The sequence below is a fragment of the Prochlorococcus sp. MIT2309 genome (assembly GCF_059772305.1).
This window is the reverse complement of the sequence record NZ_CM186282.1, coordinates 444,581-459,828: the sequence shown is the minus strand read 5'-3', so window position 1 is coordinate 459,828 and position 15,248 is coordinate 444,581. Positions and strand designations below refer to the sequence as shown.

Genomic DNA, 15,248 nt, shown 5'->3' with positions numbered 1-15,248 from the left:
AAAAGTTTATCTTTGAATCCCAATTTTTCTTTATATTTGTTAGATATATAACCCAAGATTTATGAATTAGGTTTGATGTTAACTGAATAATTATTTTAATTTCTGTTTACTTGTAAAATTATGTGAAAAGCATTTTCCTATATTTTCTAGATAGCTTTCTTATAGGGACAATAAAATAAGAATAAAGAGGATGATATTTATTATATTGACTATTTGGATCACCAAAACCAGTAATGTCTTTTAGATGTTCCTCACCTAGATAAGTTCCGAATATTCTATCCCAAAAGCAAAAAATTGTTCCAAAATTACTGTCATAGTGGTTAGGATTATCTGAGTGATGAAGCCAATGTAAGCTAGGACTTAAAAATATATATGAGAGTGGTTTAGGAAAAAGTATTTTTGTAGAGCCATGACCGCAATATATAAATAATTGAAGAATAATATTATAAATTATATATGTATTGTATACAATCCATTGACCTTCACTGAGAGATTTAGTTATTAATATTACTGAAAGTATTCTTAATGGTACCAAGGGAGCTTCTACTGTAAATGATTCAATTAGACCTAATCTATAGTAACTTAGCATAGTCATTTCTGTAGCAGAATGATGAAATTCATGGAGTTCCCAGAAATATTTATGAGATATCCTATGTGCCCAATAGCTAACGAAATCGCCCAATAAAAGTGAAGAAATAAATATATATATAAGCATATCCATATTAAATTCACCTGGAATAATTAGTTGATATAAATTATCTATAAATTCATTGTATGATTTGTATATATTTGCAATTCCTAATGTTCCTAGTGTTGCTAAGAATCCAATTTTGCCAGTTAAATTATTTAGTATGAAATACCAAACATCAGCAAGATTAGATCCTTTAGATTCCTTAATTCTATATAGACTAGTTAGCTTGATATTATTTATAAAATACTTGTTACGTATTATCTCGAAAATTGTCAATAGAATAAATGGAAATATTAAAAATCCAAATTTAAGAATAATTGCATTTGTGTAACTTACATTATTATTTTCAAAATCCAGAAGATTTTTTATATCTATCTCCCCTATAAGAAAAACAGGGAATGTATTCTTCGTCATCCATATGCATTTAGGGATTAATAAAAATATCAATACAGATAATGCTAAATAAGTTCTTTTCTCATTCATCATGAAATTTAGAAAACCTGAGGTTCTAACCTCCTTTATGTTTTTTTCGAGGCTCATATCCTTCTAAATTTGGTCCGATACTAATTACGGAATGATATTTTGACTATTTATTTGGGACGATCAGGCTAAGATTCTTATATTTTTTTTATATTTCACACTGTTTGTTCGTCTTCAGTTTGCTTTTTGTCAATCTTGTCTTGTTATTGATCAATTCAGGTTGCTTCGGCTTGAAGTCATTTAATCAAGACTTTTATTTAACTAAATGTTTATAGGGCTATTCCATTTTTGGTTTTCCATGTTGAAAACATTGCCTTTTATAAATCTCACAAATAAAAGATTAGCTCTGCTCTCAGGTTAGTTTTTTAAGAAATCAAACCTCACAGTTTTTTACTTTCAGAATAGGCTCAGCTGAATATTTGAGGTTTTATCAATTAATTCGGATTGCCATTCTTCAGGTTCCCACCCTTTTAGGATAGGTTCGAGTGCTTTTAAATCATCTGTATTCTTAATTGAGGTAACCCATTTCTCTTCAAGGCCATTTGGAATTATTACAGGCATACGATTATGAAAGGGTTTGATTAATTCATTTGGTTCCGTAGTTATGACACAGCAGCTTTCAATTTCACTCCCCTCTGAAGACATCCATCTATTCCATAATCCCGCCATCCAAAACGTTTCTTGATCTTTCCTACTAATCCTGTAACCTTTTTCAAAAAAACCACTAGCTGCAAAAAGACATCTTTTTTGTCTCCAGCTTCCCTTGAATAATTTCTTTTCTCTTATAGTTTCAGCTCTTGCGTTAAATGGCCTGGGTATTTCTTTATTAAGAGGATCTTTTGCCCACTCTGAAATGAACCCCCATAGCATTATGGAAGTGGTTACTTTACCTTCGTTTTTAATCACAATTACGGGGTCATTTGGCCTAATTAAATCTTGTTTCGTATAATTTTCTTTAAATCCTTCAGGATGATTTTTCTTAAGCAAAGAGGGAAGTTTCTCGTATTCAGCTGTAAGCTCATATCTTCCACACATAGATGTTTTTGATAAGCAAAGTCTGTAAATATCGGTCAAGATATTAATAAAGATAGCAATAAGTTCAATAATTTTGAATACAAATTTAAATTTCTGCATTTCAGGTCTTGAAATGCCTCGTAAAAAAGGTAATCAAGAGAATCTTTTCCTGTTATTTAAGTAAAATTTCCCTCCAAATCAAAAGACGAATCAATTAAACAATTTTAATATTTAAAAGTCTATAGTATGAACGCCTATCATCCTAACAAAGGTTAAGGCATGAAAGAATCCTGAAATGACTAAATATTATTGCCCATATTGTTCATCTCGGTATCAGATTCATAAGCGAAGAGTTGATGGAGTAATGATATGTGGTCAATGTGGTGACCCCCTATTAAAAAAACTTTATTTAAAGCCAATCCAAATTGTTGCATTCCTTGCTGCTACATCCTTTATTGCTCCCTTTCTTTTCATGGTATTTAGTTCTTATAAGGAATTAATCAGATATAGGCCTCAACAAAGAAATTCAGAAATGTCCAGAATTTTCTAGATTAGTAAGTTTCTAAGTAAGAAATATATCCAAGAATTTTTTCTAATTGAGTTATAAAAATAAAATGAAGAAAATTTTTCTCATTTATTTCTTGCATCAGGTTAAGATTAATGGTCTATAAATTGTATAACTAATTTTAGTTCATTAGATAATTCTTATATGAAATACCTCAATTCTTTAAGTTAGGAAAGTCCTATTACTAAGTTCTTTTTACTTGGTTTTTACTTTACCAGAAACCATAAATTAAAATTAATTTTGTCAAGTATTTCCTTTTAATATTTCTTTTAATCCAACAAACTTTCATTGGTTTAAATATCAGAATTCTTATTTATACATTCAGGTTTAAATTTTACCTAACAAAATTAATATTAGTTTGTGCATTCATTCTTTTTTTTTTTTTTTTTTAATAATTTACCTCTATTAGCCATAGGTTTAATAAGTTCGACAGAAAATATAATTGCTCAATTCAATCAAGTCAGCTTTTGGAGTTCAGTTTTATTATGCGCGGTTTTTCAAAATTACATTGACTAGTCCCTTATGAAACTTTTTCTAATAGAAATAAGCTTCACTTTGGAAAATTTTAAAGGGTTTATTTAAAAATTTATTCATCAGCCGATTCAAATTCCCGTAGCAAACGAAATGTTTTTGATATGAAAGGACAGATCCATAGCAATAAACCTATTACGGTCACAACAGCGATGATGAAGCCAGCGATTGCTAAGAATCCTCCGGTTACATCACCTTCATAAAAACGGTCTAGTCCAAGTGGCGCGCCAACTCCTAAAAGGAAAAGACGAGTGAGTGCTTTCTTCTCGGTTTTTCTTAGCATTTGGATGATTTAACTTTTTAATAAATAGCAAAAATATTTAAAAATAAGAAGTTATATTAATTAGTTATTTTTAAAAATTACTTTATCCAAACATTTGGTTTCGGCAAAACTATCTCTGTATTTATTTTCTGACTAGTTTAAAATTTGCCAAAATAAGAACCGATATCAGTATTAAAATAAATTTCTGATATGTCATGGCCATCGAATAAACTCCTATATAAAAAAAAGAATTCCTGTTTTTGCTTAACAATCAGCATCAATATCTAGTTGTTAGGGTTTTTAGTATTAAATTAATGGCTTAAGAGATTATTTGAATTGATTATATTAACTTACTTATAAATTTGTTTTCGAGATCCATAAACATATAAATGATTAAATAATTATTTATATGATTTTTATAACTTAAAACATATAAAAATATATTCTATTATAATATTTAGAATTATCTTATTCTAAATTTCTAATTGTGATAGTGCTAGTTCAGGACTAAATGTTAATGTTTGTTTTTTACGAAATTTTATAATTACTAATCTATATAAATAGATTAAAATTATTCGTGGTACCAAGCAAATTAATAATATAAATAATTTAAAACCAAATGAAATCTTTTGTAATTTTATTGCAGTATTTTTCCATATCTTCAAATTAAGTCTTCCGTATGCTCGGCTTGCTAATAGACATTTTGGCGAATGGAATGGATATTTTATAATAACTTTATTTTTTGAATAATCATCATATCCTTCAAGAGACCATATTATTTCAGCAAAGAAGATATTCCATATTTCAAATGACTTGCTTGTCCAGGTCTGACTACCTACACGCATCTTTATAGATTCTGTTGAGAGAAAATGTACAACTCTATTCCTTTTAATTTTAAACACGACATCTAAATGAGCAAAGTAACTTCCAATCTTTTTTTTATCATAATTTTGCACCCAAAGATTTCGGTTGACAACTATTGAACCAATATATGTTAAATAAGATCCAAAATCTGCAAGGAATTCATTATTTTGTTTTTCAGTGTATATTAAATTATTTTTTATCGGAATTCTTGTTTTTTCAATTAATCCTTTTTTATTAAATGATTGACTATTTAATACGAGAAGATCTGGATTGTAATTATTTAAGAAACTTATGATGTTTTTTATTGATCCAGGCACAATCAAATCATCGTCACCAAAAATCCAGACATATTTTCCTGTTGCTAATTCAACAGAACGATTTACATTTGCATCAAGAGAGTTAAATTTCAAAGAGCGATGGTAATTTATTCCATCTGTTTTACTATATTTTGATTTGTATAATTCCTCTGTTTCCTCACTTAAGCTATTGTCAGACAAAATGATTTCATAATTAACCCCTAATCCAGGTTCTTCTAGGATAGACTCTAATGCTTGATCAAGATAATGAGAAGCATTATGAGTTGGTATTGAGATTGTAAGAAGCATATTTTTTCTCAGGTTGTTTCTAAGGGTATGTAATCATCATATTAAATATTTTAATAGATTACATATACGAGTCACTTTTATCAGGATTTAATTAAAATTTCTAAAATAATAATCACCCTTTTGTTAATAAATCTATATTTCTTCAATTAGCTTTTTATGCCTCGCAAATTTAAAAAAATCTGACATCTGATTTTTCAATAATTATCAAGGTATATTTTTTTCTGTGCACAATCCAAATACACCTCTATACTTGATATATTTACTTTTATTTATTTAATATAAAAATCAAATAAATGCATTTTTTTGTTACCGGAGCTACAGGTTTTATTGGAAGTCATTTTTTAAACTCGATTTACAGAAATGGCCACAGTGCAACAGCTCTGAGACGAAATTCTAGTCAATCAAAAATCCCACTATTAAAAGAGCCCATTTGGTGTACGGGAAAACTTACTGATGATTGGTCTAATTATTTGAAAAAGTGTGATGCCTTAGTTCACTTAGCTTCGGCTGGTGTTAACGCAAACATGAATGATTGGGATCACTGCTTTGAAATAAATGTGCGTCAATCTAACTTTTTATGGAAATCTGCCATTGAGAATGGCATAGAAAATTTCCTCATCTGTGGTTCATGTTCAGAATATGGACTTAGTGGAGAGGAATATGATTATCTTCCCGTAACAGCTGAATTAAAACCCATTGGAGCCTATGGAACTTCAAAGGCTTTGGCAAGCACTGCTGCCTTAGGATTAGCGCGAACTTTTCATTTAAGGCTTGTTGTCGCTCGACTATTTCATACTTATGGTGATGGCGAAGCTGAACGAAGATTTTGGCCTAGCCTTTTAAAATCATCATCTCAAAATCTTGACTTCTCCATGAGCAAAGGAGAGCAAGTTAGGGACTTCATGCCTGTGGAAGATGTGGCAAATGAATTACTTAAATTGTCTATGAACCTTCCCCTTGTCAGTAAGGGTGGAATTGTTAAAAACATTGGTACTGGCAAAGCTATCTCACTTTTTGATTTTGCTACTAGAGAATGGGAGAAAAGAAAGTCCAAAGGCAAAATAATTCGTGGTGCATTGCCATATCGAAAACAGGAAATAATGCGATATGTTCCTTTGATAGATGATTAATCACATTAAAAGTCAAATTTATACACATCCAATAAAAAAATATCCATAATTTTTCATGCGGATATTAAGAGAATTATCTAAAAGCAGAAATAATTCACGGTTTTTATATTTGTACAATATCTTTTAGATACCTAAAAACTTTAATTGTGCCTGATAACAACCTAGATACCAATATCCAAGCTTTGTCAGGAAAGTTCGACACACTTGATAAAGAAAAAAATAGGAAAAATTACATTACAGAATTAGCCTTAATGGTAAATAAGGACCCAAATTATAAAATGTTAGCTCTACTATTTTTAATACTTTTAAATTTCTCTATTTTTGTAGAAGTCGCCAACTGGCTTAAACACTCAAGCTTGTCTAGTTAATTAATAATCTCCAATTGATTTTGTTTTCATAAAAATTATTTTATAAATATAATTTTTATTTGTACATTTATTTCCACATATTTTAGAGAAAATCAAATTATAAATTAAATTAATATCAATCCATAACACATTATTTCATTTAAAGTGATTCAATCGTATATTCATTCATATAAAAATCCTTCAGTACTAATTTTTTCTAAATGCTGTTAGCGGAAACTTCTCCATTGTATGAATACTGGAAATCTAGCCAAGATAATCAGGCGAAAAAACAACGTATGCTAAAAATAAATTCAGATGAACCATCTTCTATTTTATTCAAAGATTAACCATACAAATGGGAAATACTTTATCAAACTATTTTAAGAAATATTATTTGTGGTGATTATTCTTCAATAGGAGGTCTACTTGTTATACTGTCTACATTGAATAGTAATGTAAAACAAGAGACTATCCAAAGGAGCAAAGGATTTTTAGGTCTAAATATTATTGCTTTATTGGTAAATAATAGATATACAGTCTAGAGTCAAATGTGAATCTGCTTGGAATTATTAAAATAATATTTTATATTTATTTCAATCCTTATGAAATAGAAATTAAGTCAGAAAAAAAATATTTTTATGAGAAATCAAGTATGTTTTTTTTCGGATTAGACGTATTTTTAAGAAACTTCTTATTTTATTTAATAGTATGCTATTTGAACAGATTAATATTAATGATTAAGAAGATTCCCCTGGTAAATAGAGCGTAATTATTATTTTTCTTATTAGTCATAAAATTAATTGAAAAACTCAGTAATTTTTTAACTCATTCATTTAATAATTTTTTGAGTTTTCGATCTCTACAAGATGATGTTTTAACCATGCTTTAAGCATAAAGATCAGTTAACTTTGCTTAAAAACCCTATTTCCCATGGATATCCAGAAAACACTGGGTATAGCTGGACTTATTTGCTTGAAAAGATATCGCTTAGATCATTTTCTATTACATATCGTTCTTATTCGTGATATTTCCACTCAAACCAATCAATAACAGGGAGAATGGTAGGCGGCAAGCTTTGCCATCTAAAAAGCTTTTTTATTCATCATCAATGGTCTCTAATCAATCTACTGCAAATTTTGGAATGGATAATGAACTTTCTTTTGCTCAATCAAATAGAGAGGTACCCACAGCTTTGTCATTAATGGTTGATTCAATGGCAAGCATGATCGATAGAGCCAAACAAGACATAGAAAGTGTTGACCAACGAGCCAGAACAGATCTATTGACTATTGATCAACGAGCCAGGAAAGATGTTGCTCGTCTTGATAAGAAAGCAAGAGAAGACCATGAAAAACTTCGAATTTCAAGGTTAAATCTTGAGAAAAAATGAGTAAATTTGATTAAGGGCTGATATGTTTGCTTCTTCAAAAAGAATCTTTTTGACTTAACCCTTATCCTTTAAGAGAAATTAAATTCAGAAAAATTTTAATAATGACCAATTTATAATTGTTTTTTGTTTTTTAGAATTAATTGATGCTTTGGTAAACGGAAGACAATTAACCTAACAAAAGTTGGTTAATAAGGAGAAATAAAACTCCAGATAAATTAAAGAATATTTTCTTAAGTTGTCGCTAGAAAAATGGTGCTCATTAAATTTTAGATTCACAAGTAAATTCTTTGATATTTCCATTTGGAAGACGATGAGCAAATCTTGGTGTTTCTGCGATTAATCCATTTTTATTGTTTTGGTAGCTCCAAAGCCATGTCTTATCTGTAAAAGTGATCTCCCCTGCATTAAAAGATATCGGAAGCATAATTACATTCTCACGCCAATCAAGCAAGACAAATGCCCCTTTATCGATTTTTTCTAGATCATCGGTTACGACAAAATCACCATTAATATTATTTCTGATCGTCGCTTTTAAAAGATCTCCATCACACTCAAAAGTGGGGGAAGGGTGATAGACCATAAATAGACTAAAAAAAAATGCAAGAACTTTCATGAATTCATTATTTTTTCAGATCTGGCAGGTGTTTTGCTTCCAAAAATTAGACATTTGGATCTTAGCTCATAGAGGCAATATTTCTTATAAGTAAAATCAAGATAATTCAGGTAACTTTTCTGGTTGAAAACTTCAGGTGCTTTTGTTGTGTTAGTAAAATAAGGCGACAAGATTACTTTTATCACTTTGGAGAAGTAAAAATGGTCTTAATAATTATTTTTCTCTTGGGATTAATACTTGGAATCTCCTTTACCAGGCTTATTTGGCGTAAGTCTGAAATTAAAAGGGAAAGGAACATTTTTAGTGACGAAACAGATCTAAAAGCCACACCTGATGGATATCTTTCTGAGGTTGATCTTTTAAAGAAACGCTACCTCGAAGCCAGGGACAGAAAAATATGGGGTACTTTAAAAAAACCTATTGTGAATAGAACTGGAATACCTATGACGGAAGAAGAAATAAAGTTGAGAAATTTATCTGGTCAGTAAAGTTCTTACAATAAAAAATAAAAATCCGATTAGTTTAATTTAAAGAGATTTATTATATATTCAAACTCTATTTTATGAATTCAAATTCAAATAGTTTTTGATAATTATACTAATTAACTTTGTGCAATTAAATAATAATTATCTCAAAGAATCTTATCATTACATTCTATCATGAAATATATTGTGAGCTATTTCTATTTTAAATAGTTTTTTAAATAAATATCATTAAATGAATGATAAAAATGTTAGGTTTTAATCAATAGTGAGCGGGGAGAGATTCTTCTGGTGGGAAATAGGTATCATTTTCACCCTCTAAATTGCCCTCATTTTTTTTGTAGTAATCCTGAATATCTTCGAGTTCATCTTTGTCAGAGTTTTTGTTTCTCAAACTTTATACCTCAAGATTTTGTATTGAAGAGTTTAAAAGCAATGATTTGATTTTTTACCAGGTTAATCCATTATTTGATTAGTGATAAGATCTGAATTAGGTGAAAACACGGATTTTTTAGCTCCAAATGTTGGTTAAATTTGAAATCCTCACATAGTATCAATGACTGAAAAAGAGATTGAACTAGCAATGGAAGGTCTTTTTAGAGGTGCTTCCAGAGCAAGAGCTTACAAACAAACAAGGAATCTTTCTAAAAATGTTCATCGGCGGTTTTCGTCAAGAATAGCTTTGCAAATGTGGAATAAAAAGAAGAAAGATCTTAGAGCCGCGTAAACATCTTTAATTCATTTTGGGAAATTTTTTTCAAAAGCAGAACTCAACAAATTTAGATAAGGCATAACTAAAAGAGTTTTTTACTTTAATTAGATAATCTTTAATGGGTGAATTTTCTTATGTCCAGAAGATAAATCTCATAATTAACCACATAATCAAAGCCCCCTCAAGAAATGCGAGCCAATACATTGTGTAGCTTGAAACTCCAAGTTCACTTTGGGTTCGGTGAATTATTGACTTGTGCCAGTTAATTATTTTTTTCATTTTTTTGACTCTTTTTTGTTTTTGTTCCTTCAATATAAGGAATAAGCGCTTCTAAAAACCATTTCTTAATTCCCATTTCTTTTCTCGTTAAAGTAAGTTCTTATTATTTCTAGTGCTTAGAGTTAACTTTGATATTGTTTTTTTTTAACTTGTTGCAATTGTAAATCTTCTTACATTGCCTATCCCCACACTATATCAACAAATATTCCCACAACTAGAATATGTGCCACACAGAATTATTACTTTTGAAAGTGGTTGTAGGTGAAAGTTTATCTTTTTTCTAGTATGACTTAAGATAAAAAAGCCTAATGCCTTTAATTGTAGACCCCTCAAAAGCAAATACGAATGGTGTCGGTAGAACTTTTCGTATCGTCAATATTACACTTGCTATTGTTTTGCCCAGTTCAGTTCTTTTTGCAGCCTTGATTTGGGGATATAAAAATGGGTTTAATTGTTTCTTTTAGTCATAAGATATGTAATGTAGAAAAACACTACCAGCACAATTAGATTAAATAAAGCGTAGCTAATTGCAATTATCATAATTTTTCCTGTCAGGTAAGAATAAACATCAAGATAATATGGCAAATATGAAGATATTACATGAAATGTGCCAAGGATTATGTATTTGATGAAAAAGATCAAACATCACCAATCTGGATAAAAAAAATCATCTCCAATTGGTTCCTCATAAAACTCCCCATCATTTATTCTTTTTTTATAGTTGGAAATAATCTTCTGGTAATTGGCTATTGTTGGCACAATATCCTTAATAGATAAGTTTTTATTAGTGTCTATTATCAATTTCGAGTCTCCATGATCAGGTGTCTTCATCTTGGCTATTAACTGATTTTCTTTTGATTATGAATATATTTTCTATATTTTAAGCAATAAATAAATACTTAAATAAGATCTTAATCCTACTTGATATGAAAAGATTGGAATTCTTCTGCGTAGGGTTTATTTGACTTCAATGGTGCAGCCATAGTGATCTTGAATACATCTGGTCTTTTTACTAAAAAAATACATTAGTTAACGAAAAGTTTTCATACTTCATATTTGGTAGACCTTTCATAAAAGATTTGCTAAAAAACGTATCAACCAATACTTTTTGGACTTAATCACATGATCAACGAAAACCTAAGTGAAATTCTCTTGGCTGCGATTCTCGTTTCGTCAACCTATGACAAAGATCAAGCTGCTATTAAATGGGGTGGGATAGTTATTGCAGTAGCAGCAGTTGCATCAGCTCTTTTTGGCTAACAACTTACTAGGCGTTGTTATTACCATAGAGAGATTTTCTTAAATAAAAATCTAAGTTAAAAATGGCTGCGAATATTTTGCGGCCTTTTTTACTACTTATTCATCCTGAAACGTTTACCTTGCAAAATGAGTAATTACTGAGATTATGATTTTATTGTTTGAGTTAATTAGTTAAAGATGGGTTATTGGTCTAATGATTGATCTAAAGCGCAATTCAAAAAAACAGCTTATCAAGGCCACTGGATTGCGTTCAAGAGAATCTTCCATTTATAAACCGAACCAAAAAGACGATTTTAGGATTAGTAGAGGACGATTTTATAATTTTCTTACTTGTAAAAGATGCTTTTATCTTGATAGGGTTAAGGGCCTTGACCCTCCAGGCACACCAGGATGGACACTTAATGAAACTACAGATTTCCTTTTAAAAAAAGAATTTGATCGTTGTCGTGATTTACAAATACCTCATCGCTTATTTGCTCCTAATAATTTAGTTAATGTCATTCCTTTTGATCATCCAGAGATTGATGATTGGAGAGATTCACTTCGACAGGGGTTGCAACTAAGACATAATGATTCAAATATTATTCTCACAGGAGGCATTGATGATATTTGGCAAGATACTAAAACGAATAAATTAATTGTTGTTGACTATAAATCCCAGGCGAAAAGAGGTGTTTTGAGTAAAGAAGAATATCTTGATGACCCTTACCATGAGGGGTATAAAATTCAGTTGGATTTTTACTCATATCTTCTTTCTGGTATGGGGTTTGATGTTAATGAAACGGCTTATTTCTTAATTTGTAATGCTAAGCGAGACGATGATGGCTTTCAGAAAAGAATGAATTTTGATGAATATCTAGTGCCATATGCTTGGGATGTTAAATGGATACCTGAGAAAATTAATGAGATGGTTGCACTTCTAAATCAAGATAAAGTGCCTCTTCCGAATGAATCTTGTAAAAACTGTGCATATTCAGAGCAATATGCATTGGCATGTGAATTAGAAAAGAACGATTCCAACGAATTCATTCAAGGAGCATTATTTTAGTTAATCAATTCGTAATAATTTTCTGTATGTTTTTTTTTCTAGAGTCAATTAGAAATCTTTCTTTCTAATATTGATAATGTTATTATGATAAATATACTTATAAAAAAATAAATCACAGCTATTTTTAATTGATAGAAATAACCTACTAGAAAGGTCGAACCAGACATAATCAAAATCGAAACAAAAAGATCCTTGCTTAAATTCATTTTCTAAAAATAATTATAAATCGTACTTTTTTTGGTCCTAAGAATACGCACTAATCGATTGCAAAATAAAATTGATTTTCCCAGCTTTAAATCCAGGATTCAGCTGACCAGGCCTGCCGAATTTGGAGTGTAGTAATTGAAATTGACTAATTCTTGCTGGTGTAAACCTCACTGGCAAAGAGACCTTCTTTGCAAGAATTGTTGGCTCCAGTTCTTCAAAAGGAATTTTTACTGTGGTTGATCCAAATTTCTTAGTTTCAATCTCAGCGACCCATCTGAGACCGCCTGGAGATCTATTCAAAATATTTTCTGTTACTCCAAAAAAACCAGACTTGCATGAAACTCCAAATTTTAGAGTTCTTCCCTTACCGATGATTTTTAGTTGGAAGCCCTCATAGTTTGATAAATCGATTAATGGAGAAAATACAGGGGATTTGCAACTAATAAAACCGCCTTTTTCTTCGACTAGGATTCCATCTACAGAGAGACCTTCTGCAGTTGTACTACAGCTGGCTTTGCTAGAGCCTCCCATTATAGTGTCATTTAGAGTGAACCACTTATCAAAGTCATATGAAAATCGATCAGTCATGATGTTAGTAGTGCTTTTACTACATTAATAAATTTTCTTCTTTTGGTGAGGGTTTTGTCTGGTCCAATTTATATTAAAGATAATCATTTCTTTTCAATAGTGAGATTTTTGAGAACATCTAATACTATTTAATATGAAAATTTTATTAACCATGATCAAATTGCCTAGATGTAGTTTTAAAATATTAATATATTACTTTATGGTTATAATTAATAACATATCTTAAGCTGATAGTTAATACAATTTTTTTTCTTTAAAAATAGAATAATTCAAATTAATAACGAGTTTTTCAGTATTTCTCAGGAATAATATTACCTTCTTAAATTAAGAATTATAATATTTCACTAAATCATAAATAAGGAAGACTATAAAAGCAAATATTAGGAAGTAAGGTAAAAGTGGATATTTAATTAGAAGATTTTTAGATGATTTATTAGAAACAGAGGTTTTTTGTTTTGCTCGGGGGCCTAGACCTTGATCTTTTCGCCTTTTAGCTTCTCCCATTTTTTGCTTAGGATGCTTTTAATTCAATCTCATTATGAACATTATTAACTAATTTCTCTACAACTTAAACTAGTAGTTACATGAATTGTAGAGACGTTGTGCTTTGTGCAGATCTTCACAATCTTTTAACCTTGCTTTTAGATCTTTCATTTCTGCCTCGGCTTCGATTATAAAATCCAGAGACCATTGCCAATTTTTCTTAGCGCAATGAGTTTTTGCAGATTCCCAGTCCATAAAAGCAGTTTTTGGATAACTCAATTTAGAATAGACACAAGAAACAAATTTGCATTAAGCGGATGACCAGATTTGAACTGGCGACATTCAGCTTGGGAAGCTGACGTTCTACCTCTGAACTACATCCGCAGAAACTGAATTAATTTGACTTTTGTATTTTAGTTAAAAATTCATATTTTGTTTTGTCGTAAATACTTGTTATATTTCTTTGGATCCTAGCTCTCAATTTAAATTTAATGAGTATCTTTTAATATAAGTAATTAAAAATCTGACTTAACAAAAGTTATGTATTTAAAAAAGGTGAATATATTATTTGATATTAACTATCAAATAAAAGGCATTGAGGGGAAGAAGGATTATTAGAACATTCAATATCCCAGAAAGAATCTGATTTTCCCTTCCATGAACTAATCAAAGTTTCTAACTCTCCAATCCTTCTCTCCGCATTTTGGATTTTCTCATGGACTCTTGATAAAGCTCGTAACTTCATGGCCCTCCTATGCGAATAATTCTATTAAACTCCTACAAGTAGAAAAAATCTATCCATATAATTACTTGTTTTTGATTATTTCTATTCAATTTGTCTTAAATAATCTTAATCATGATAAATAAGTTTTTTTATTAAATTAAGACAAAATACTTAGTTAATAGACATTAGAATCTAATGCCTTTATTAATTTAGGCTCTTTTTGTAGAAATCAATATTTTATGTACATCTTATATAGATGTATAGAGCTCCATAGAGATCTCTCATGATCCTCAGATCATGGTCAACATATTCGATATCCACTTCACAACTTGGTGCAGTTTTATTCCATGGAAGCCATTTCCAAACCTTACTAACTGGATACCACCTTTCCATAAGAAGTCCGCTTAAAAAAGGTATTTTGGCCAGACCATCTAACTTTGATACCTTTGTTTTTTCAAGATCCATATAAAGCTTCTTTTTATCTAATATCTTTAAATTCCTAGCAATTGTTATTACTGAGCCTCCAAAAGTAGGCAAAAGTTTGAACCAACCGAAAAATGGAATAGTAGTTAGTCCAAAAATAGTTGTGTCAAAAGAGGAAATTAACTCTTTTGCTTCTAAATCTATGCTTTGTTTGACACTACCAATAGTAGATAAACCAAAAGATCCAACTTGGAGAAGATGCAATTTAAAAAATAGGTCACTTTTTTCTTGATCTTGAAAAGCCTTTTCAATGGCAAGGAAAAATGGAGAACTTCTAAATAGCTCAACTGATGAATATATTAATTCCCAGTCTCCAACTATTAAATCTGGTGAAAATTCATCAGAGGATAATATAAGTCGCTTTACTAAAGACTCCATTTTTGTTAATTTCTCTTGGTATGTAGGCGAAATAAGACTATTCATCCTTTGCCCTCTATCACTTGAAGCAGCAAGTTGATAGATCTTTGACTTAATATTTTCTTTCATATTG

Annotated in this window: 19 protein-coding genes and 1 tRNA gene; 8 read left to right on the top strand and 12 right to left on the bottom strand. The window is 30.0% G+C overall.

The genetic code is table 11. From position 1 onward, the window contains the following. Positions 1–118: 118 nt before the first annotated feature. Both AC6EJA_RS02595 and AC6EJA_RS02590 read right to left on the bottom strand, forming a co-directional pair. On the bottom strand, positions 119–1,231 hold the full coding sequence (locus tag AC6EJA_RS02595; protein ID WP_498503016.1) for a sterol desaturase family protein: 1,113 nt from the start codon (positions 1,229–1,231) through the stop codon (positions 119–121). A gap of 336 nt (positions 1,232–1,567) precedes the next feature. Continuing rightward, positions 1,568–2,206 carry an SOS response-associated peptidase gene (locus AC6EJA_RS02590; RefSeq protein WP_498503530.1) on the bottom strand — a complete coding sequence of 213 codons (639 nt, stop codon included), beginning with the start codon at positions 2,204–2,206 and terminating at the stop codon, positions 1,568–1,570. Positions 2,207–2,480: 274 nt separating this feature from the next. On the opposite strand from AC6EJA_RS02590, the gene AC6EJA_RS02585 reads away from it, so the two are divergent. Beyond that, positions 2,481–2,735, top strand: a complete 255-nt coding sequence (locus AC6EJA_RS02585; protein WP_498503015.1) for a hypothetical protein — start codon at positions 2,481–2,483, stop codon at positions 2,733–2,735. Positions 2,736–3,336: 601 nt separating this feature from the next. Here the strand turns inward: AC6EJA_RS02585 and AC6EJA_RS02580 are convergent. Continuing rightward, positions 3,337–3,564 (bottom strand): hypothetical protein, encoded by a 228-nt coding sequence (locus tag AC6EJA_RS02580; protein WP_498503014.1) that lies wholly within the window; start codon positions 3,562–3,564, stop codon positions 3,337–3,339. A 452-nt stretch (positions 3,565–4,016) separates the two neighbouring features. Then, positions 4,017–5,012 (bottom strand): glycosyltransferase family 2 protein, encoded by a 996-nt coding sequence (locus tag AC6EJA_RS02575; protein ID WP_498503013.1) that lies wholly within the window; start codon positions 5,010–5,012, stop codon positions 4,017–4,019. 293 nt (positions 5,013–5,305) lie between these two features. On the opposite strand from AC6EJA_RS02575, the gene AC6EJA_RS02570 reads away from it, so the two are divergent. Both AC6EJA_RS02570 and AC6EJA_RS02565 read left to right on the top strand, forming a co-directional pair. Next, the gene (locus AC6EJA_RS02570; protein ID WP_498503011.1) at positions 5,306–6,142 is read left to right on the top strand and encodes an NAD-dependent epimerase/dehydratase family protein; all 837 of its coding nucleotides are present in this window, start codon (positions 5,306–5,308) and stop codon (positions 6,140–6,142) included. Positions 6,143–7,510: 1,368 nt separating this feature from the next. Continuing rightward, positions 7,511–7,879 carry a hypothetical protein gene (locus AC6EJA_RS02565; RefSeq protein ID WP_498503010.1) on the top strand — a complete coding sequence of 123 codons (369 nt, stop codon included), beginning with the start codon at positions 7,511–7,513 and terminating at the stop codon, positions 7,877–7,879. 259 nt (positions 7,880–8,138) lie between these two features. Here AC6EJA_RS02565 and AC6EJA_RS02560 read toward each other — a convergent pair whose 3' ends face one another. Then, positions 8,139–8,492 (bottom strand): DUF8671 domain-containing protein, encoded by a 354-nt coding sequence (locus tag AC6EJA_RS02560; RefSeq protein ID WP_498503008.1) that lies wholly within the window; start codon positions 8,490–8,492, stop codon positions 8,139–8,141. Positions 8,493–8,692: 200 nt separating this feature from the next. On the opposite strand from AC6EJA_RS02560, the gene AC6EJA_RS02555 reads away from it, so the two are divergent. After that, positions 8,693–8,980: a hypothetical protein gene (locus AC6EJA_RS02555; protein ID WP_498503007.1), complete on the top strand. Its 288-nt coding sequence runs from the start codon at positions 8,693–8,695 to the stop codon at positions 8,978–8,980. 256 nt (positions 8,981–9,236) lie between these two features. On the opposite strand, the gene AC6EJA_RS02550 is transcribed toward AC6EJA_RS02555, so the two are convergent. Further along, positions 9,237–9,368 carry a hypothetical protein gene (locus tag AC6EJA_RS02550; RefSeq protein ID WP_498503005.1) on the bottom strand — a complete coding sequence of 44 codons (132 nt, stop codon included), beginning with the start codon at positions 9,366–9,368 and terminating at the stop codon, positions 9,237–9,239. Positions 9,369–9,530: 162 nt separating this feature from the next. On the opposite strand from AC6EJA_RS02550, the gene AC6EJA_RS02545 reads away from it, so the two are divergent. Next, the gene (locus AC6EJA_RS02545) at positions 9,531–9,701 is read left to right on the top strand and encodes a hypothetical protein (protein ID WP_498503004.1); all 171 of its coding nucleotides are present in this window, start codon (positions 9,531–9,533) and stop codon (positions 9,699–9,701) included. 117 nt (positions 9,702–9,818) lie between these two features. Here AC6EJA_RS02545 and AC6EJA_RS02540 read toward each other — a convergent pair whose 3' ends face one another. Continuing rightward, a complete protein-coding gene (locus AC6EJA_RS02540) occupies positions 9,819–9,965 on the bottom strand; it encodes a hypothetical protein (protein ID WP_498503003.1) in 147 nt (48 codons plus the stop codon). A gap of 308 nt (positions 9,966–10,273) precedes the next feature. Between AC6EJA_RS02540 and AC6EJA_RS02535 the strand changes: the two genes are divergently transcribed. The 3 genes from AC6EJA_RS02535 (at position 10,274) to AC6EJA_RS02525 (ending at position 12,273) form a co-directional block, all read left to right on the top strand. Further along, the gene (locus AC6EJA_RS02535; RefSeq protein WP_498503001.1) at positions 10,274–10,429 is read left to right on the top strand and encodes a hypothetical protein; all 156 of its coding nucleotides are present in this window, start codon (positions 10,274–10,276) and stop codon (positions 10,427–10,429) included. 658 nt (positions 10,430–11,087) lie between these two features. Further along, the gene (locus tag AC6EJA_RS02530; RefSeq protein WP_498503000.1) at positions 11,088–11,225 is read left to right on the top strand and encodes a hypothetical protein; all 138 of its coding nucleotides are present in this window, start codon (positions 11,088–11,090) and stop codon (positions 11,223–11,225) included. Positions 11,226–11,418: 193 nt separating this feature from the next. After that, on the top strand, positions 11,419–12,273 hold the full coding sequence (locus AC6EJA_RS02525) for a PD-(D/E)XK nuclease family protein (protein ID WP_498502999.1): 855 nt from the start codon (positions 11,419–11,421) through the stop codon (positions 12,271–12,273). Between the two features lie 243 nt (positions 12,274–12,516). Here AC6EJA_RS02525 and AC6EJA_RS02520 read toward each other — a convergent pair whose 3' ends face one another. The 5 genes from AC6EJA_RS02520 to AC6EJA_RS02500 all read right to left on the bottom strand — a co-directional run bounded on the left by AC6EJA_RS02520 (position 12,517) and on the right by AC6EJA_RS02500 (position 15,244). Continuing rightward, positions 12,517–13,068: a CIA30 family protein gene (locus AC6EJA_RS02520; protein WP_498502998.1), complete on the bottom strand. Its 552-nt coding sequence runs from the start codon at positions 13,066–13,068 to the stop codon at positions 12,517–12,519. A 573-nt stretch (positions 13,069–13,641) separates the two neighbouring features. Next, complete coding sequence (locus tag AC6EJA_RS02515) at positions 13,642–13,830, bottom strand: hypothetical protein (protein ID WP_498502997.1); 189 nt, start codon at positions 13,828–13,830, stop codon at positions 13,642–13,644. Positions 13,831–13,863: 33 nt separating this feature from the next. After that, positions 13,864–13,935 (bottom strand) — tRNA-Gly (locus AC6EJA_RS02510). A 190-nt stretch (positions 13,936–14,125) separates the two neighbouring features. Then, the gene (locus AC6EJA_RS02505) at positions 14,126–14,296 is read right to left on the bottom strand and encodes a hypothetical protein (protein WP_498502996.1); all 171 of its coding nucleotides are present in this window, start codon (positions 14,294–14,296) and stop codon (positions 14,126–14,128) included. Between the two features lie 216 nt (positions 14,297–14,512). After that, positions 14,513–15,244, bottom strand: a complete 732-nt coding sequence (locus AC6EJA_RS02500) for a PAP/fibrillin family protein (RefSeq protein WP_498502995.1) — start codon at positions 15,242–15,244, stop codon at positions 14,513–14,515. Between the last annotated feature and the right edge of the window lie 4 nt (positions 15,245–15,248).